Annotated in this window: 13 protein-coding genes and 1 other annotated feature; of the genes, 2 read left to right on the top strand and 11 right to left on the bottom strand. The window is 44.1% G+C overall.

Translation table 11 applies throughout. The features are described 5' to 3' along the window. Positions 1-7: 7 nt before the first annotated feature. The gene (locus B5G00_RS17200; protein ID WP_087274892.1) at positions 8-835 is read left to right on the top strand and encodes a DUF2971 domain-containing protein; all 828 of its coding nucleotides are present in this window, start codon (positions 8-10) and stop codon (positions 833-835) included. Between the two features lie 205 nt (positions 836-1,040). Here the strand turns inward: B5G00_RS17200 and tuf are convergent, their stop codons facing one another. From tuf to B5G00_RS17145, 11 genes are all read right to left on the bottom strand, one after another. After that, complete coding sequence (gene tuf / locus B5G00_RS17195) at positions 1,041-2,234, bottom strand: elongation factor Tu (RefSeq protein WP_087274891.1); 1,194 nt, start codon at positions 2,232-2,234, stop codon at positions 1,041-1,043. Positions 2,235-2,369: 135 nt separating this feature from the next. After that, positions 2,370-4,490, bottom strand: coding sequence for an elongation factor G (gene fusA / locus B5G00_RS17190; protein WP_087274890.1), 2,121 nt, complete (start codon positions 4,488-4,490; stop codon positions 2,370-2,372). A gap of 15 nt (positions 4,491-4,505) precedes the next feature. Then, positions 4,506-4,976, bottom strand: coding sequence for a 30S ribosomal protein S7 (rpsG, locus tag B5G00_RS17185; RefSeq protein WP_206423809.1), 471 nt, complete (start codon positions 4,974-4,976; stop codon positions 4,506-4,508). 210 nt (positions 4,977-5,186) lie between these two features. Then, on the bottom strand, positions 5,187-5,600 hold the full coding sequence (gene rpsL / locus B5G00_RS17180) for a 30S ribosomal protein S12 (protein WP_087274888.1): 414 nt from the start codon (positions 5,598-5,600) through the stop codon (positions 5,187-5,189). A gap of 173 nt (positions 5,601-5,773) precedes the next feature. After that, positions 5,774-6,997 carry a glycoside hydrolase family 3 protein gene (locus tag B5G00_RS17175; RefSeq protein ID WP_087274887.1) on the bottom strand — a complete coding sequence of 408 codons (1,224 nt, stop codon included), beginning with the start codon at positions 6,995-6,997 and terminating at the stop codon, positions 5,774-5,776. A gap of 78 nt (positions 6,998-7,075) precedes the next feature. Next, the gene (gene rpoC / locus B5G00_RS17170; protein WP_087274886.1) at positions 7,076-10,780 is read right to left on the bottom strand and encodes a DNA-directed RNA polymerase subunit beta'; all 3,705 of its coding nucleotides are present in this window, start codon (positions 10,778-10,780) and stop codon (positions 7,076-7,078) included. 17 nt (positions 10,781-10,797) lie between these two features. After that, positions 10,798-14,649, bottom strand: coding sequence for a DNA-directed RNA polymerase subunit beta (gene rpoB, locus B5G00_RS17165; RefSeq protein WP_087274885.1), 3,852 nt, complete (start codon positions 14,647-14,649; stop codon positions 10,798-10,800). A gap of 232 nt (positions 14,650-14,881) precedes the next feature. Beyond that, a complete protein-coding gene (locus B5G00_RS17160; RefSeq protein WP_087274884.1) occupies positions 14,882-16,351 on the bottom strand; it encodes a carbon starvation CstA family protein in 1,470 nt (489 codons plus the stop codon). A gap of 256 nt (positions 16,352-16,607) precedes the next feature. Then, entirely contained in the window at positions 16,608-16,982 is a 375-nt protein-coding gene (gene rplL / locus B5G00_RS17155; protein WP_087274883.1) for a 50S ribosomal protein L7/L12, read from the bottom strand. A gap of 81 nt (positions 16,983-17,063) precedes the next feature. Next, positions 17,064-17,549, bottom strand: a complete 486-nt coding sequence (gene rplJ / locus B5G00_RS17150; protein ID WP_087274882.1) for a 50S ribosomal protein L10 — start codon at positions 17,547-17,549, stop codon at positions 17,064-17,066. Between the two features lie 59 nt (positions 17,550-17,608). After that, positions 17,609-17,781: a sequence feature (ribosomal protein L10 leader region), on the bottom strand. Between the two features lie 35 nt (positions 17,782-17,816). Further along, the gene (locus B5G00_RS17145) at positions 17,817-18,704 is read right to left on the bottom strand and encodes a DUF1002 domain-containing protein (protein ID WP_087274881.1); all 888 of its coding nucleotides are present in this window, start codon (positions 18,702-18,704) and stop codon (positions 17,817-17,819) included. 191 nt (positions 18,705-18,895) lie between these two features. Between B5G00_RS17145 and B5G00_RS17140 the strand changes: the two genes are divergently transcribed. Then, positions 18,896-20,062 carry an ROK family transcriptional regulator gene (locus B5G00_RS17140; RefSeq protein WP_087274880.1) on the top strand — a complete coding sequence of 389 codons (1,167 nt, stop codon included), beginning with the start codon at positions 18,896-18,898 and terminating at the stop codon, positions 20,060-20,062. The last annotated feature ends 93 nt before the right edge of the window (positions 20,063-20,155 follow it).

Raw genomic sequence — 20,155 nt, 5'->3', positions numbered from 1 at the left:
AAAACTCATGAATCAATGTACTGATTTTTTGTACCATTATACAAGTATTGAAACTTTGGCGTTGATTCTTAGCAATCGAACATTCAGATTAAATTCTCTTGATCAGATGGACGATTTGCAAGAAAAAGAAACTTCTGATATAAAGAATATCGGACAATTTTGTTATATCAGTTCATGGACCGATGATGAAACTGAAAGTATACCGATGTGGAAAATGTACAGTTCTCTTGATTCCGGTGTTAGAATAAAATTAAAAGCAAATCCTTTCAAGTTATTTGAGAATACTCCTGAATCAATAAAAGAGGTTAGTGTCCTTCCTGTAACTGATGAATCCAATGGTGTTTATCTTAAATCGATAATTCCTATAGCTGACATGATGAAAAAAGGCTACATCTGTCCTGCAGCAATGAGTAATAACATTTTGCATAAAGTTGAATATACTTCGGATGCTAGTAAATTATATCCAAAATTAGTTACTTATGAGGGTGATAAATTTTCTATTTCCCTAGGAACCCTGGGAATTCATAAAAATATACATTGGGAATTTCAACATGAATGGAGATATATTTTACAATTTTATCCTGTAAATATTAATCAAGATCCTAATATACTTCCAACGTCTGTCCAAATAATGGCAAATAAGATTTTACATGGACTTGAAAAGCAACCATTCCCGTTCTATGATTTACAACTAGACGATGTTGCTTTTTCCGAAATGGAAATTACTCTAAGCCCCAAAATAAGTGCTGGATATCGTTTAATCGTAAATTCCCTTATAGAAAAATATAATCCTAGTGCCTTAATTCATAATAGTTCTTTATTAGGTTTAATATAATTTGGAAATTTTGTTATCATTCTGTTATCACAAGCGGTTGTCAGGATAATCTCCCGGCAACCGTTTTTCTATACTGTTCGTTATTCTTTTCTACCCTTTTATATATTTCCAGGCAACAGAAAAACCCGTAGAACCGAAGTTCTACGGGTATCTTACGTTTGGACACAATGTTATCTTACGATAACAAATCTATATTCAGATTGTATTACTCGATGATAGAAGCAACACGGCCTGATCCAACAGTACGTCCACCTTCACGGATAGCGAATGTAAGACCCTGGCTCATAGCGATTGGGTGGATCAGTTCGATTGTCATTTCTACGTTATCACCAGGCATGCACATTTCTGTACCTTCTGGCAGTAAGCAAACACCAGTTACGTCTGTTGTTCTGAAGTAGAACTGTGGACGGTAGTTGTTGAAGAATGGTGTATGACGGCCACCTTCGTCTTTTGTCAGAACGTAAACCTGAGCTGTAAATTTTGTATGGCAGGTAATTGTTCCTGGTTTAGCCAGAACCTGTCCTCTTTCGATTTCGTTTCTCTGAACACCACGAAGCAGAGCACCGATGTTATCACCAGCCTGAGCCTCGTCTAACAGCTTACGGAACATTTCGATTCCAGTTACAACAACTTTACGTGTTTCTTCTTTCAGACCAACGATTTCAACTTCTTCAGATACATGCAGTGTACCAGCTTCTACTCTACCAGTAGCAACTGTACCACGTCCTGTGATGGAGAATACGTCCTCTACAGGCATGATGAATGGTTTGTCTGTGTCACGCTGTGGATCTGGGATATAGCTGTCAACAGCATCCATCAGTTCCATAACTTTGTCGCCCCACTCGCTGTCTGGATCTTCCAGAGCTTTCAGAGCAGAACCCTGGATGATTGGTGTGTCATCGCCTGGGAACTCGTACTCGTTCAGCAGTTCACGGATTTCCATATCTACCAGCTCAAGAAGCTCTTCGTCGTCAACCATATCACATTTGTTCATGAAAACAACGATGTAAGGAACGCCTACCTGACGAGACAGCAGGATGTGCTCTTTTGTCTGAGCCATAACACCGTCTGTAGCAGCTACTACTAAGATAGCTCCATCCATCTGAGCTGCACCTGTGATCATGTTCTTAACGTAGTCAGCATGTCCTGGGCAGTCAACGTGTGCATAGTGACGTTTTTCTGTTTCATACTCAACGTGTGCTGTAGAGATTGTGATACCACGTTCTCTTTCTTCTGGAGCTTTATCAATGTTCTCGAAATCTGTAGCTGTGTTACCAGCAACTCTGTGAGAAAGTACTTTTGTGATAGCAGCTGTTAAAGTTGTTTTACCATGGTCAACGTGTCCGATGGTACCAATGTTACAATGCGGTTTGCTTCTTTCAAATTTAGCTTTAGCCATTTTGAATGTCCTCCTTGTTTAACATGCGCCCCGTCTGGGCAAATTTTAATTTTTGTTGTTGCCTCATAACGAGGCGGTTGATATAGTCAACCTGCTATCCTTGATTATATTGCAAATCAAGGATATTTGCAAGGTTTATTTACCTGATTTTCCTGCCAGAACCTTTTCCTGTACAGACTTGGGAACCTGCTCATATTTCTCGAAGAACATAGAGTAGTTACCACGTCCCTGAGTTCTGGAACGCAGGTCTGTTGCGTATCCGAACATCTCTGCCAGAGGAACGAATCCACGGATCATTTTACCTCCGCCGATATCGTCCATACCTTCGATACGTCCGCGGCGGGAGTTGATATCACCGATAACATCACCCATGTAGTCTTCAGGAGTTGTAACTTCGACTCTCATGATAGGCTCCAGAAGGATCGGAGCTCCCTTGGACATAGCATCCTTGAATGCAAGAGAACCTGCAATGTGGAATGCCATTTCAGAGGAGTCCACTTCATGGTAAGATCCGTCATATACATTTGCATGGATGCCTACTACAGGGAATCCGCCCAGGATACCGGCTCTCATAGCCTCTTCGATACCTTCGCCTACTGCTGGAATGTATTCCTTCGGAATAGCACCACCAACAACAGTAGATTCAAACTTATAAGTTTCCTCACCGTTTGCATCCATAGGCTCGAATTTAACTTTACAGTGACCGTACTGTCCACGACCACCAGACTGTTTTGCATATTTGCTGTCAACATCAACTGGTTTTGTGATTGTCTCTTTGTAAGCAACCTGAGGAGCACCTACGTTAGCTTCTACTTTGAACTCACGAAGAAGACGGTCAACGATAATCTCCAGGTGAAGCTCACCCATACCGGCGATAATCGTCTGTCCAGTTTCCTGATCTGTATGAGCACGGAAAGTTGGGTCTTCCTCTGCAAGTTTTGCAAGAGCTTCGCCCAGTTTGCCCTGACCTGCTTTTGTCTTAGGCTCAATAGCCAGCTCGATAACAGGATCCGGGAATTCCATGGACTCCAGGATTACAGGATGCTGCTCATCACAGAGTGTATCACCTGTAGTTGTGAACTTGAAGCCGATAGCGGCTGCAATATCACCGGAATATACTTTATCCAGCTCCTGACGCTTGTTGGCATGCATCTGCAGGATACGTCCAACACGCTCTTTTTTGCCTTTTGTAGCGTTCAGTACATAAGAACCGGAGTTCATAGTACCTGAATAAACTCTGAAGTATGCCAGCTTACCAACGAATGGGTCTGTCATGATCTTGAATGCCAGAGCTGCGAAAGGCTCTTCATCAGAAGCATGTTTCTCGATTTCATTTCCTTCAAGGTCTGTACCTTTGATAGCAGGAATATCTGTAGGTGCAGGCATGTACTCCAGGATCGCATCCAGAAGTTTCTGTACACCTTTGTTTCTGTAAGCAGATCCGCAGCATACAGGAACAGCTGCACACTCGCAGGTAGCCTTTCTCAGAACTTTTTTCAGTTCCTCAATGCTTGGCTCTTCACCTTCCAGATATGCCATCATCAGGTCGTCGTCCAGCTCACAGATTTTTTCTACTAATTCTGTGTGGTACAGCTCAGCCTCTTCCTGCATATCTTCAGGGATATCGGTAACAGAAATATCGTCACCTTTCTCATCATTGTAGATGTAAGCCTGCATTTCAAACAGGTCGATGATTCCTTTAAATTCATCTTCCTTACCGATTGGAAGCTGAACGCAGATCGCATTCTTTCCCAAACGGGTTTTGATCTGGTCTACAGCATTGTAGAAGTTTGCACCTAAAATGTCCATCTTATTGATGAAAGCCATACGTGGTACATTGTAAGTGTCAGCCTGACGCCATACGTTTTCTGACTGGGGTTCTACACCGCCCTTAGCACAGAATACACCAACAGCGCCGTCCAGAACACGCAGAGAACGCTCAACCTCTACAGTAAAGTCTACGTGTCCAGGTGTATCAATGATATTGATACGATGCTCTAAAGCACCGGCCTTTGGTTTTGTCTTCTCTTCCAGTGTCCAGTGACATGTTGTGGCAGCGGAAGTAATTGTGATACCTCTTTCCTGCTCCTGCTCCATCCAGTCCATGGTAGCAGTACCTTCATGAGTATCACCAATCTTATAGTTTACACCGGTATAGTATAAGATACGCTCTGTCAGAGTTGTCTTACCGGCATCGATGTGTGCCATAATACCAATGTTTCTGGTTCTCTCTAATGGATATTCTCTTCCAGCCAATTGGATTTCCTCCTCTTAGAAACGATAGTGAGCAAATGCTTTATTTGCTTCAGCCATCTTATGCATGTCTTCTTTTCTCTTAACAGCTGCGCCGGTATTGTTCATAGCGTCCAGCAGCTCATTAGCCAGTCTTTCTTCCATGGTTTTCTCGCCTCTTTTGCGGGAGAACATGGTCAGCCAGCGAAGAGCCAGAGCCTGACGTCTGTCCGGTCTTACTTCGATAGGCACCTGATAGGTAGCACCACCGATACGTCTAGCTTTTACCTCTAATACAGGCATGATGTTGTTCATTGCCTCTTCAAATACTTCGATAGCTGGTTTTCCAGCTTTTTCTTCCACTCTGGCGAATGCTCCGTATACGATCTTCTGAGCTACACCTTTCTTACCGTCCAGCATAATGCTGTTGATAAGTTTTGTAACTACCTTGCTGTTGTACATTGGATCAGCCAGAACGTCTCTTTTCTGAATATGTCCTTTACGTGGCACGTTACTTCCCTCCTTAATCATTTTCGATTAAATCATAGGTACTCACACAAACTATTCTGCATGTTCGCACTCGGTATCTTCTCTATATAAACCCGCAGCCACTTATGGGCTTATGGAATCCCGGTACAATTTAATAGTTCTCTGTGACTTCTATGAATTCATCATAACAGCCTGAACTGTTATTCTGGATTTATAAATTTAGTCGCTTAATTATTTTTTCGGTCTCTTAGCGCCGTATTTAGAACGGGCCTGACGTCTGTTAGCAACGCCTGCGGTATCTAATGTACCACGGATGATGTGGTATCTGGTACCTGGTAAGTCTTTTACCCTACCGCCACGGATCAGAACAACGCTGTGCTCCTGTAAGTTGTGACCTTCTCCTGGAATGTAGCTTGTTACTTCGATTCCATTTGAAAGACGAACTCTGGCGATCTTTCTAAGAGCTGAGTTAGGCTTCTTAGGTGTAGCAGTCTTAACAGCAGTACATACACCTCTCTTCTGTGGAGAAGACATATCGGAAGTTTTTTTCCGTAAAGAGTTGTAGCTCTTCTGAAGTGCAGGTGCTGTAGACTTCTTGGTTGTAGTCTGGCGTCCTTTTCTTACTAACTGATTAAATGTTGGCATTCCTTTTCACCTCCTGTAGAATTTGCGGGTCCTTCTATAATATATATAGAAGGAATAGTGGCTGCCAGTTATTCATCCTCATGAATAAACTTTTTCGTACACAAAAAAAACTTGCGTATTTTTGCACGCTCTCTCATTATATCCACCAGTATTTTCCCTGTCAAGGATTTTTTTTAAAATTTTTCTAGTTTTGTTTCTAAAATGCGCACAACAGACTGGTTCAGCCTTTCTTCTGAGATGGTTCCGCTGCTGACTGCCTGCAGGATCCCCTGATAAGCAGCCTGAAAATCCTCTGGCATCAGGATCATATCCGCTCCTGCCTGAAAAGACATAACCGCTGCCTGGGCAGAATCGTAATTCTCGGCAATAGCCCCCATATTCATGGCATCTGTAATAATAATCCCTTCATATCCCATTTCTCCCCTGAGGAGATCTGTGATAATTTCTGAGGATAAAGATGCCGGCAGATCCTGAGAAAGAGCATTCGGTGCAGAAATATGGGATACCATCACAAAATCTGTTCCGGCTTTGATGCCCTCCTGAAAAGGGATCAAATCACTGTTTTTCATCTCTTCCAGCGTTTTCTCTGTATAAGCATACCCTTCATGAGTATCTCCTTCTGTCTGTCCATGTCCGGGAAAATGCTTTATACAGGCAGATATCCCCTGATCCTGGAAGCCGGCCACCGCATCGGCAGTCATCTCCCCTACCAGGGCGGGATCCGTTCCAAAAGACCGATCGCCGATCACCGTATTCTGAGGATTTGTGATAACATCCGCATCCGGCGCAAAATCCATATTAAATCCCAGGTCTTTTAAATAAGCAGCAATCGTTTCCCCTGCCTGATATGCCTGATCCGGATCTTTTGTGTCTCCTATACTCCTCATGCTCTCATATCTGCTCACCTGGAACATAGGGTTTTCCGCCACTCTGGCTACCTGTCCGCCTTCCTCATCTACTCCCAGCCAAACCGGGATCTTCATCACTTCCTGAGAATAATTCCAGGTATTTTCAAGCATTGACCTGATCTGTTCTGGCTCTAGGATATTTTTGGAAAAATATACGATGCCTCCTACCGGATAGGTTTCCAGAGCCTGCCGGGTAGCATCCCCTGCCACAGTAGCCGTATTTACCCCGGTAATATCTTCCGGTGTAACAAAAAATATCTGTGCGGCCTTTTCCTCCAGAGTCATGGTCTCTAATATTTTTTCGGCCTCTGTTTTTTTCTCTTCCCGGGCGTTTTCTTCAGAATCTGCTGTCTGTACTTCCTGGATCGCCGCTACTGCATTCTGCGCTTTTTTATTTCTTATAGTAAGCATTGCCAATATTGCTGAAAGTACTACAATGATCCCAAACATAATCCCTAAAATTATTTTTCCGGCATTTCCCTTCTTCATGCAATCTCTCCTCACTGCGAAAAAAGGCTGCCGCATGAAACCTGTATCAGGAATCTTTAGTGCGGCAGCTCCTTATATTTAGTCTTCGATTAATTCAGCTTCTTCTTCATCTTCAGAAAGCTCTGCTTCCTCTTCCTCCAGAACGCTTTCATCCAGAATCTCCTGATCCTGAACTTCATCTTCCTGGATATCCTCATCCAGCTCCAGTTCTTCTTCCTCTTCTTCCGGAATCAGATCTGTATCCAGACGGACATTGGAATATTTCTTCATACCGGTTCCTGCAGGGATCAGCTTACCAATAAGAACGTTCTCTTTCAGACCGATCAGCGGGTCGATCTTGCCCTTGATGGCAGCTTCTGTCAGAACCTTTGTGGTCTCCTGGAAGGATGCGGCGGACAGGAAGGAGTTTGTTGCCAGGGATGCTTTTGTAATACCAAGCATTACCTGTTTTCCTTCTGCCGGTTCTTTTCCTTCTGCGGCAAGCTCCTGGTTCTTTTCCTCGAAATCCAGTACATCTACCAGTGTTCCTGGCAGGAAGTCTGTGTCTCCATTGTCCTCCACACGGATCTTCTTCAGCATCTGACGAACGATAACCTCGATGTGCTTATCGTTGATCTCAACACCCTGGAGACGGTAAACTCTCTGCACCTCGCGGAGCATGTAGTCCTGTACGGCACGAACGCCTTTGATACGAAGGATATCGTGAGGATTTACAGAACCTTCTGTCAGCTCGTCTCCGGCTTCCAGATAATCTCCGTCCTGAACCTTGATACGGGAACCGTATGGGATCAGATAAGTCTTAGATTCTCCGCTCTCATTGTCTGTCACAATGATCTCACGTTTCTTCTTTGTATCTTTCAGTGTGGCAACACCTTTGATCTCTGTGATGATGGCAAGACCCTTAGGCTTCCTTGCCTCGAAAAGCTCCTCCACACGGGGAAGACCCTGTGTGATATCGCCGCCGGCCACACCGCCGGTATGGAAGGTACGCATGGTAAGCTGTGTACCTGGCTCACCGATGGACTGAGCCGCAATAATACCGATAGATTCACCTACCTGTACTGGCTCACCAGTTGCCATGTTGGCGCCGTAACATTTTGCGCAGACACCAATCTTGCACTTACAGGTAAGGATTGTACGGATCTTCACTGCATCGTATGGCTTGCCGTCTTCTCTTACACCGTCCTTCACCACACGGGCAGCACGTTTCGGAGTGATCATATGGTTTGCCTTAACGATAACATTTCCATCTTTATCTTTAATAGTCTCGCAGGAGAAACGTCCTGTAATACGCTCCTGAAGGCTTTCGATCTCTTCCTTGCCGTCAGCAAAAGCTTTTACCCACATACCTGGGATTTCGCCTTTATCTTCGCAGCAGTCTACTTCCCGGACGATCATTTCCTGGGAAACGTCTACCAGACGTCTTGTCAGGTAACCGGAGTCAGCAGTACGCAGAGCTGTATCGGAAAGACCTTTACGAGCTCCGTGAGCAGACATGAAGTATTCCAGTACGTCCAGACCTTCACGGAAGTTAGACTTAATTGGCAGCTCGATGGTATGACCGGTTGTATCGGCCATCAGACCACGCATACCTGCCAGCTGTTTGATCTGTTTATCAGATCCACGGGCACCGGAGTCAGCCATCATGTAGATGTTGTTATACTTATCCAGTCCGTCCAGCAGAGCCCTTGTCAGGGCATCGTCAGTCTTCTTCCAGGTATCTACAACTTCTTTATAACGCTCTTCCTCTGTGATGAGACCACGCTTAAAGTTCTTGGTGATCAGGTCTACAGTATCCTGAGCCTGCTGGATCATTTCCGGCTTCTGAGGCGGCACAGTCATATCAGAAATGGATACGGTCATGGCCGCTCTTGTAGAATATTTGTATCCCATAGCCTTAATATCATCCAGAACCTCTGCGGTCTTGGTAGCGCCATGGGTATTGATAACTTTTTCCAGGATCTGCTTTAACTGCTTCTTTCCTACCAGGAAATCGATTTCCGGAAGGAGTTCGTTTCCGGGAATGGTTCTGTCTACAAAGCCCAGATCCTGCGGCAGGATTTCGTTAAAGAGCAGACGTCCCAGAGTAGAATGAACATTGCCCTGGATCACAGTTCCGTCAGGCATAGTCTTCTTCTGTCTTACGACAATCTTTGTCTGAAGGGTGATAGCCTGGTTCTCGTAAGCCAGGATTGCCTCGTTTACGCTCTTAAAGGCTTTTCCTTCCCCTTTGCTTCCTGGTCTTTCCTGGGTCAGATAATAGATACCCAGGACCATATCCTGTGAAGGAACGGCTACCGGACCACCATCAGAAGGTTTCAGCAGGTTGTTTGGTGACAGCAGAAGGAAACGGCACTCAGCCTGAGCTTCCACAGACAGAGGAAGATGGACAGCCATCTGGTCACCGTCAAAGTCCGCATTGAACGCTGTACAAACCAGGGGATGAAGCTTGATAGCCTTACCTTCTACCAGAATTGGCTCGAAAGCCTGGATACCCAGCCTGTGAAGGGTAGGAGCACGGTTTAACATAACCGGATGTTCTTTAATAACATCTTCCAGTACGTCCCATACTGCAGGCTCCAGCTTCTCCACCATCTTTTTGGCATTTTTAATATTGTGAGCAGTGCCGTTTGACACCAGTTCTTTCATAACAAAAGGTTTAAACAGCTCAATAGCCATTTCCTTTGGCAGACCGCACTGATAGATTTTCAGTTCCGGTCCTACTACGATAACAGAACGTCCAGAGTAGTCTACACGTTTACCCAGCAGGTTCTGACGGAAACGTCCGGATTTACCTTTCAGCATATCGGAAAGGGATTTCAGGGCTCTGTTTCCAGGACCTGTAACAGGACGTCCACGGCGTCCGTTGTCAATGAGAGCATCTACTGCTTCCTGGAGCATTCTCTTCTCATTGCGGACAATGATATCAGGAGCTCCCAGCTCCAGCAGTCTTTTCAGACGGTTATTTCTGTTGATGATCCTTCTGTACAGATCATTTAAGTCAGAGGTCGCAAAACGTCCGCCGTCCAGCTGTACCATTGGACGAAGGTCCGGCGGGATTACCGGAACTACAGTCATGATCATCCATTCCGGTCTGTTTCCAGATTCACGGAATGCTTCTACAACTTCCAGACGTTTGATGATGCGGGCTCTCTTCTGACCTGTGGAATCCTTCAGGCCTGCTTTCAGTTCTGCAGACTCTTTCTCCAGGTCAATGGCTTCCAGAAGCTCCTTAACAGCTTCAGCTCCCATGCCCACACGGAAGTTCTCACCATATTTTTCTCTGGCATCCTGATATTCTTTCTCAGTAAGGACCTGTTTGTACTGAAGGTCTGTGGTTCCAGCATCCAGCACAATGTAGCTGGCAAAGTACAGAACCTTTTCCAGTGTTCTTGGTGACAGGTCCAGGATAAGACCCATTCTGGAAGGAATTCCCTTAAAATACCAGATGTGGGAAACCGGCGCTGCCAGTTCAATGTGTCCCATACGTTCCCTGCGGACAGATGATTTGGTAACTTCTACGCCACATCTGTCACAGATAACGCCTTTGTAACGGATTTTCTTATATTTGCCGCAGTGACATTCCCAGTCCTTGCTGGGTCCGAAAATCCTTTCGCAGAAAAGTCCGTCCTTTTCCGGCTTTAATGTTCTATAATTAATAGTTTCTGGTTTTTTTACTTCACCGTGAGACCATTCCCGGATTTTTTCCGGAGATGCCAGTCCAATCTTAATGGCATCAAAGGTCAGCGGCTGATATACCTCTTTATTTGCTGTTTCTGGCATTGCGGACTCCTTTCCTATTACTCTTCATCAAGAGTATCATCTAAACCTAAGAATACTTCATCCTCTTCTTCCGGTTCCTCTTCAACATCTACCAGCTCTTCGCCTTCAAACTCCTGTTTGGTAAAGCCATGGCCGGCATAGTCCTCATTATCTCTGCCTCTGGAATCCCCTTCAATGATATGACGCATATCCGTATCGCCATAGTCCACGTTTTCCATGATCTCTACCTCTGTCATATCCTCTCTCAGAACTCTCACATCAAGTCCCAGGGACTGAAGTTCTTTTAAGAGAACCTTAAAGGATTCCGGTACTCCCGGCTCAGGAATATTGTCACCCTTGATAATGGCTTCATAAGTTTTTACACGTCCGATAACATCATCGGATTTTACAGTCAGGATCTCCTGAAGGGTATAAGATGCACCGTATGCTTCCAGAGCCCAAACCTCCATCTCTCCGAAACGCTGGCCGCCGAACTGAGCTTTACCACCCAGAGGCTGCTGTGTTACCAGTGAGTATGGACCTGTGGAACGTGCATGGATCTTATCATCTACCAGGTGATGGAGTTTCAGGTAATGCATGTGTCCGATAGTTACAGGACTGTCAAAATACTCTCCTGTACGTCCGTCTCTCAGTCTTACCTTTCCGTCTCTGGAAATGGGAACTCCCTTCCACAGCTCTCTGTGGGCTTTGTTCTCGTCAAGGAACTGCATAACTTCCGGACGCAGAGTATCCTGATATTTTTCACGGAATTCTTCAAAATCTTCTGTATTTACATAATCATTTGCCATCTCCAGCGTATCCTGGATATCCACCTCGTTGGCGCCGTCAAATACCGGAGTAGCAATATTGAATCCCAGGGCTTTTGCCGCAAGACTCAGATGGATTTCCAGCACCTGTCCGATGTTCATACGGGAAGGCACGCCCAGAGGGTTCAGCACGATGTCCAGAGGACGGCCATTTGGCAGGAATGGCATATCTTCTACAGGAAGTACACGGGAAACAACACCCTTGTTTCCGTGACGTCCGGCCATTTTATCTCCTACGGAAATCTTTCTCTTCTGAGCAATATAAATGCGTACAGCCTCATTTACTCCCGGAGAAAGTTCATCTCCGTTTTCTCTTGTAAATACTTTTGCATCTACTACAATACCGTATTCTCCGTGAGGAACTTTCAGAGATGTATCTCTTACCTCTCTGGCCTTCTCACCGAAGATAGCACGGAGCAGACGTTCTTCTGCAGTAAGTTCTGTCTCTCCCTTAGGAGTAACTTTACCTACCAGGATATCTCCCGCCCGTACTTCTGCGCCGATACGGATGATACCTCTCTCATCAAGGTCTTTCAGGGCGTCGTCACCTACGCCGGGAACGTCTCTTGTGATCTCTTCCGGTCCCAGCTTGGTGTCTCTGGCCTCTGCCTCATACTCTTCTATATGAACAGATGTGTATACATCATCCATAACCAGTCTTTCACTTAAAAGAACCGCATCCTCGTAGTTATAACCTTCCCAAGTCATAAATCCGATCAGAGGGTTCTTTCCAAGAGCCAGCTCTCCTTTGGAAGTAGAAGGTCCGTCAGCGATAACATCGCCGGCCTCTACATGCTCTCCCTTGGACACGATAGGTCTCTGATTGTAGCAGTTGCTCTGGTTGCTTCGCATGAATTTTGTCAGATGATATACATCTCTTGTTCCATCGTCATTTTTGATAATAATCTCTTTGGATGCTGCACATTCTACTGTACCGGATTTCTTTGCAACCACGCAAACGCCGGAGTCCACGGCAGCTTTCGCTTCCATACCGGTACCTACAACAGGAGCTTCGGTAGTCAGAAGAGGCACTGCCTGACGCTGCATGTTGGAACCCATAAGGGCGCGGTTAGCATCGTCGTTCTGCAGGAACGGGATCAAAGCTGTAGCCACAGAGAATACCATCTTAGGAGATACGTCCATGTAATCAAACATCTGACGTTCATATTCCTGAGTCTCTTCTCTGTAACGTCCGGATACATTTTTACGGATAAAATGTCCTTCTTCATCCAGAGGCTCATTAGCCTGAGCCACATGGTAATTATCTTCTTCATCAGCAGTCATATAAACAACTTCATCTGTTACCCTTGGATTTTTAGGATCAGACTTGTCGATTTTTCTATATGGTGCTTCTACAAATCCATATTCGTTGATCCTTGCATAAGATGCAAGGGAGTTGATCAGACCGATGTTTGGTCCCTCAGGAGTCTCGATAGGACACATTCTCCCGTAATGGGAATAGTGAACGTCTCGAACCTCGAATCCGGCACGGTCACGGGACAGACCTCCTGGGCCCAGTGCAGACAGACGTCTCTTGTGTGTCAGCTCACCCAGCGGGTTATTCTGATCCATGAACTGTGACAGCTGAGAAGAACCGAAAAATTCTTTCACAGCTGCAGTCACCGGTTTGATATTGATCAGTGACTGAGGAGAAATCCCCTCAATATCCTGAGTAGTCATTCTCTCACGAACGACTCTTTCCAGTCTGGAAAGACCGATCCTGTACTGATTCTGAAGCAGTTCTCCAACAGAGCGGATACGACGGTTGCCCAGATGGTCGATATCGTCATCTGTACCCAGACCATATTCCAGATGCATATTATAGTTAATAGAAGCCAGAATGTCTTCTTTGGTAATGTGCTTTGGAATCAGCTCATGGATCTCCTGATGGATTGCAGCCTTAATATCGTCAATATCCTCATTTTCTTCCAGAATCTTTGCCAGAACAGGATAATATACTAATTCTGTAACATTTAACTCTTTTAATTCTTCTTCGCTCAGGTCCACATAATTTCTTATGTCAACTGCCATACTGGAGAGAACTTTAATGTTACGCTCTTCGCCCTGGATCCACACATAAGGAACCGCTGCATTCTGGATCTGATCTGCCAGCTCTTTTGTCACAACAGTTCCTGCCTCTGCAATAATCTCACCAGTAGTGATATCTACTACTTCTTCAGCAAGCTTATGTCCTGTGATACGATTGCGGAGCAATAACTTTTTATTAAATTTATAACGTCCCACTTTAGCCAGATCATAACGGCGGGGGTCAAAAAACATACTTGTGATCAGGCTTTCAGCACTCTCTACTGCCAATGGCTCACCTGGGCGGATCTTCTTATATAATTCCAGCAGACCTTCCTGATAATTTTCGGAAGTGTCCTTTGTGAAGCTGGCTAATATCTTCGGCTCTTCGCCGAAAAGATCTATAATTTCCGCATTGGTGCCAATTCCCAGTGCACGGATCAAAACAGTAATGGGGACTTTTCTAGTTCTGTCTACACGTACATAGAATACGTCATTGGAGTCGGTTTCGTATTCCAGCCATGCTCCTCTGTTAGGGATTACAGTACAGGAATACAGGGTCTTGCCCAGTTTATCATGTGCAATTGAGTAATAAATACCCGGCGAACGAACTAACTGGCTGACAATTACACGTTCAGCTCCATTAATTACGAATGTACCGGTCTCTGTCATCAGCGGCAGGTCACCCATAAATATTTCATGTGTGGTAATTTCGCCGTTTTCCTTGTTGTGCAGTCTCACCTTTACCTTCAATGGTGCGGCATAGGTGGCATCTCTCTCCTTGCATTCTTCGATGGAATATTTTCTTTCTTCCTCACACAAAGTAAAGCCAATAAACTCTAAGCTTAATTTACCGCTGTAGTCAGCGATAGGAGATATGTCTTCAAAAACTTCATTCAGTCCTTCGTCCAAAAACCACTGATAAGAATCTTTCTGTACCTCGATCAGGTTCGGCATTTCCAGAACTTCCTTCTGGCGCTGGTATGTCATTCTCATACTCTTGCCACTAGTTACGGAACGGATTCTGTTTTTCTCCATTGACGTTTCACCCCTTGTATGTTTTAATTTATTTATGTGGAAGTCTTTTATATTTGACCTCCAGGCATAACTTGCCATAATAGTGCATTTCTCACTATATCACAGTTCGTCAAGCATGTCAACAAGTTTTTTCCCAAAGTTTTACACTTTTCAAAAGAAAAAGCCACCCACAGGCCGTTCTTTCAACAGCCCACAGGCAGCTTTGTCTTTCCAGTTCAATCAACTTCTATTTTTAGAATTTCTTTGCTAAAGCCTTTCTCTTGTTAGCATACCAGATAATAACGCCCACATAGATTGCTGCTGCGCAGATGCCAATGATGTAAGCTCCGGTCCATGGAATGTTGAAACCGATCTTTGCATTTGCAATATATGTAATGGTTACAAATGCATACCATGCGCCTGGGATCAGAGGCATCCATGCAAATTTGGCTTTTCCGTTCTCAAACATCCAGACAGAGATAGCCAAAAATGCGAACAGAGACAGGGTCTGATTTGACCATGCGAAGTAACGCCACAGAATATTGAAGCCATTGGCATTCATTTTTGCGAATACCAGGATCACAGCTACTAATGCAAAGATCACTGCAGACAGTCCCAGACGTTTTGCCTTGGAAGTCTGATCAATATGGAAAGACTCCGCAATAGCAAGACGCAGAGAACGAAGGGCTGTATCTCCTGATGTAATAGGAAGAACAATAACACCTAACAGAGCGATAATGCCGCCTACAGGTCCAAGAATGTTCTTACATACAACACCGATAGTCGCTGTAGCCAGAGAAGCATCTGCAGCCTGAAGCCCCAGATTGTAAACACCCATAGCTCCTGCTGCCCATACCATAGCGATGAATCCTTCCAGAACCATCATGTTGTAGAATGTCATGCGGCCCTGTTTCTCGCTCTTCATAGTACGGGAAATAATAGCAGTCTGTGTAGAATGGAATCCAGAAAGGATACCGCAGGCAACTGTGATAAAGAAAATCGGAATAAAATGATTTCCATTGAAGTAATCGCCATACGCAACTACACCGTTCCAGTTACCCCACAGTTCTACAAGGGGATATCCCTTTACAAACAAGCCAATAAACACACCAATAGCTGAGAACAGCAGGATTGCTCCGAAAACAGGATAAATACGTCCGATAATCTTATCAATAGGGAATACAGTAGCGATCAGATAGTAAACAAAGATCACACCATAAATCACCCATGTAGAAACAGAAGTAGCAGCTCCGTCAAATCCGAATACCTGTGTAGCTGCGATGTCGCCAGGTGTATAGATAAATACCGCGCCAACCAGAAGAAGCAGCAGACTGCAGAAAATCTGATATACCGTATACACGCCTTTATTGCTGTACTTACGGATAGTCTCAGGCATCTGAGAACCGCCGTCTCTTAAGCAGATCATTCCTGAAAAATAATCATGCATGGCACCGCCGATAATATTTCCGATTGGTATTGTGATAAAGGCGATAGGCCCGAACAGAATACCCTGGATAGGTCCAAGGATAGGACCGGTACCTGCAATGTTCAGCAGGTTGATCAAACTGTTTTTCCACTCTCTCATGGGAACAAAGTCTACACCATCCTGTTTGGTGTATGCTGGTGTCTTCCTGTCGTCAGGCCCGAATACTTTTTCACAGAATTTACCGTAAAGGGCCGCACCTCCAAACAGGATAACAAGACCGATAATAAAGGTAATCATGTCAATTCCTCCCTCTCGTAGAATTTTATTACACTAAAATAGTATATCAACAAAGTTCTGAATTGTAAAGTTTTTATAATATAATAATTGGATATACTTTATATAATTTTTAGGAATATTTAATTTTTATAATATATCTTGCACAAATTGACACCTGCTTCTTCAATCCAAATTTATCGTTCTTCATAAACTCCAGTATAAAAAAACCGGGCAGATAATCTGCCCGGTCCTCAGCATAGGTAAAAATTTCTCTGAATTATTTAAGAGTAACTTTAGCGCCTTCGCCTTCCAGTTTTGTTTTGATTTCTTCAGCCTCAGCCTTAGAAGCAGCCTCTTTCAGAACCTTAGGAGCTCCGTCTACAACTTCTTTAGCTTCTTTCAGACCTAAACCTGTTACTTCACGAACAACTTTGATGACTTTAACTTTGTTTGGTCCAACTTCTGTCAGCTCAACATCAAACTCATCTTTCTCTTCTGCTGCTTCTCCAGCTCCGCCTGCTGCTGCAACTACAACGCCTGCTGCTGCAGATACACCAAATTCTTCTTCACATGCTTTTACTAATTCATTTAACTCTAATACAGATAACTCTTTGATAGCTTCAATAAATTCAGCTGTTGTTAACTTTGCCATTATTATTTACCTCCGATTATTTTTCTTTTTTATTGTACCTGTGTCATATACAGGCTCTTTACTTTTCAAAATACCTGCTCATTAAGCCTGCTGCTCAGCGATCTGATTAAGCACACGAGCAAAGTTTGCGATAGGAGACTGGATGCTTCCAAGAAGTTTTCCGAGAAGTTCTTCTCTTGAAGGAATCTTGGACAGTGCTTCCATTCCTGCCTGATCGTAGTATGTGTCTTCTACGACACCGGCAACTAATTCCAGAGTAGGAACTGTCTTTGCATATTTAGCAAGGATTCTTGCAGGAGCTGTAGCATCTTCTGCACATACAGCCAGAGCGTTTGTTCCCTCTAAATGCTTGCACAGTTCTTCGCATGGCGTTCCTTTGAACGCAAAGTTCATCATAGTGTTTTTGTAAACTTTGTAGACAACACCAGCTTCTCTTAATTCCTTACGCATCTGAGTATCCTGCTCAACATTGATGCCTTTGTAGTTTACCAGCACTACAGATGCTGCATCTTTAATGCTGTTGGAAATCTCTTCTACGACAGGTTTTTTAAGTTCTACTTTTGCCATGAATTGTGCACCTCCTTATTTTTTTAGGCTGCGCTGCTTCGGCCTGAGCTCCCTCTGGCCTCGAATAAGAAAAACCTCTTCGTCCGGAAGACAAAGAGGTATATATCAATCTTATATCCGCAAAAACCATCGGCTCTTGCTTCTGTAATTAAGAATGAACCTTTCCTCGGCAGGCGTTTTCATCATTATACCTTACGGCACCTGCTGTCTTCGGCAGCTAATCCTTTGATACCATATCATATACTTTTGTGTTTGTCAAGAATTATTTTAAGAAAATAATCCCCGGAAGAAATCCAGTATTTTCTCAAAGAACCCTTTCACCTGTTCCTCATCAATATTCAGATTCAGATCCAATCCTGCAATCTGATCATAGAGATTACTTGCCTGTTCCTTCAAGCTGTCAATGTTCAGGTTCAGATCATCTATCTTTTTCATCAAATCGATAATCGCCTGTCGGTCTTCCTCTGAAAGATTTACTTCCATCTCCTGGGCTGCCTGGTCTACCACATTGCCGATTTCTTCTGTAGTGGTGGCATTTCCCTCTACCACTTCGCCCTTTACTGCACCGATAAGCTGCTCTGCCTTTTCCTGGTCACCTACATTCTCTGCCACCTGTCCGGTAACTACCAGCTCATTAGTAGCCGTATCTGCATTTTCTTTCTTTACCTCTTCCCCTGTCATGTTCTCATAAGCTTTGATAGCGCCTACAAGAGCTGCCGTGCCGGAAATATTAAAAGGTCCTGCCACTTTAATGTCCGCATTTTCAATACCTGCAGTAGCTAATGCATTCTCATACATTCCCGGTGTACAGTAAGTAATATTGCTGGTTGTGACATTAATGCCGCTGCCTTCCGCTGTTCCCTCAACCATTACGGAAGAAAGAGCTCTGGAGCCAATAATACTGCTGCTGAGATAAGAATCCAGATACTCATGCTCATCTGCATTGGTGACTGTGGTCACCGTATAATTATTCAAATCTTCTTCGCTGATACCCAGAAGCCTGAGAACTGTTGCCCGCTCCTCCTGGTTCAGATCTGCCCCCAAAGCTACGTAAGGCGTATCTGTGTTTTTATTATCACTGGCCCCGTATGCGGTAACAGGAAGGGCCACTGCCATAATGCATGTTAATAGAATTGCCATCCATCTTTTTTTCATAGTAACATCTCCTCTGTAAAGAGCTGATTTTTTGTAACGTTTTTTATTATAACACAGTTTTCTCAATTCTACATCTAAACTTTCTGTGAACTTCTCCCCTCTTTTGTATAGTCGCTAAACAAATTGTACTTGCCCTGGATTTCATATAAGTGTTATGATAAAAAAAATTTTGTAAAAAGGAGGCTGTTTGTATGCCTATCGCCAATCAGGAAATGATACGTGATAATAACCGGCGTCTGGTCCTGGAATATATCGTAAATAACCCTCCTGTTTCAAGAGCAGAGCTTTCCAAGCATCTGAAACTTACAAAAGCCACGATTTCTGCTATTGTCCAGGACCTGATCCAGCAGAATCTGATCCTGGAAATCGGCAGCGCAAAAACCTCTCTTGGGCGCAAGCCGATCCTCCTGGAGTTTAACCAGCAGTATGGAGGGTCTCTGGCTATAGATGTGCGTCCCAGACAAATACTGGCTTTAATTTCTGATCTGAAGGGAGAAAACTGCCGGGTAAAGGAATATCCTTTCCATCCTGAGGACAGGCTTTTCCCACTCCTTACCGCCATTATTGAAGAGCACTTAAAGGAACAGGATGAGTCAAAGAGAAAAATCCTGGGGATTTCTGTGGGCATTTATGGGGTTGTACAGAATAACAGAATTATATTTACCCCTTATTATCCATTGCCCGATCCGGAGCTGGGCAGCCTTCTGGAAGAAAGATTCCGTATTCCTGTAATTGTCGAAAATGAGGCCAATCTTTCTGTACTTGGAGAATCCGCCTTCCACTATGGCTGTCGGAATATGATTCATATTAATGTCCATGATGGTATCGGAATGGGAATCCTCATCGATGGACATCTGTATAAAGGAAAGGACGGCTATGCAGGCGAATTTGGCCATACTATCTTGTTTCCCGATGGAAAACTCTGTCCCTGTGGGAATCGTGGCTGTTTTGAACTCTATGCCTCAGAAAAAGCCATTTTGGAGGAATACGCCAGCCGGACAGGAAAAGAAACGGTTACCATAGATGAATTTCTTTCGGACTATAACCAGAAAGCTCCTGAAGCTTACAACATGATGGAGCTGTTTATAAAATATATGTCCATTGGGATCAACAACCTGATCAATACCTTTAATACGGACTTAATCGTGCTGAACAGTTCCTTTTCAAACTATATTCCTGACATCAATTCCAGGATCGTGGAGTATCTGGCAAAACACCAAAACAGAGACTGTAGGATCATCTCTTCCCGCCTCCAGGATATCTCTGGATTAATGGGCGGAATACGGCTTAGCTGCGAGCATTTCCTGGATATCCGCCATCTGAAAATACGAACAAGCCCCTTTGATCTGGAACGCTGAAACCTCCATTTTGCCATTCATAAATCTTTTTAATTTCGTTCATGAAAACTTCACAACTTACACATGATTTCAACATATTTAGCGGATATACTA

The organism is Blautia sp. An46 (genome assembly GCF_002161645.1).
Taxonomy (GTDB): Bacteria; Bacillota; Clostridia; order Lachnospirales; family Lachnospiraceae; genus Blautia; species Blautia ornithocaccae.
This window is presented reverse-complemented; position numbering and strand designations above follow the sequence as displayed.

Coding starts and splice junctions, on each gene's coding strand:
- B5G00_RS17200 (WP_087274892.1), top strand. CDS start 8: ATGAATCAATGTACTGATTTTTTGTACCATTATACAAGTATTGAAACT.
- rpoB (WP_087274885.1), bottom strand. CDS start 14,649: ATGGAGAAAAACAGAATCCGTTCCGTAACTAGTGGCAAGAGTATGAGA.
- rplJ (WP_087274882.1), bottom strand. CDS start 17,549: ATGGCAAAAGTAGAACTTAAAAAACCTGTCGTAGAAGAGATTTCCAAC.
- B5G00_RS17145 (WP_087274881.1), bottom strand. CDS start 18,704: ATGAAAAAAAGATGGATGGCAATTCTATTAACATGCATTATGGCAGTG.
- rpoC (WP_087274886.1), bottom strand. CDS start 10,780: ATGCCAGAAACAGCAAATAAAGAGGTATATCAGCCGCTGACCTTTGAT.
- tuf (WP_087274891.1), bottom strand. CDS start 2,234: ATGGCTAAAGCTAAATTTGAAAGAAGCAAACCGCATTGTAACATTGGT.
- rpsL (WP_087274888.1), bottom strand. CDS start 5,600: ATGCCAACATTTAATCAGTTAGTAAGAAAAGGACGCCAGACTACAACC.
- rplL (WP_087274883.1), bottom strand. CDS start 16,982: ATGGCAAAGTTAACAACAGCTGAATTTATTGAAGCTATCAAAGAGTTA.
- B5G00_RS17160 (WP_087274884.1), bottom strand. CDS start 16,351: ATGATTACCTTTATTATCGGTCTTGTTATCCTGTTTGGAGGTGCGGCC.
- B5G00_RS17175 (WP_087274887.1), bottom strand. CDS start 6,997: ATGAAGAAGGGAAATGCCGGAAAAATAATTTTAGGGATTATGTTTGGG.
- B5G00_RS17140 (WP_087274880.1), top strand. CDS start 18,896: ATGCCTATCGCCAATCAGGAAATGATACGTGATAATAACCGGCGTCTG.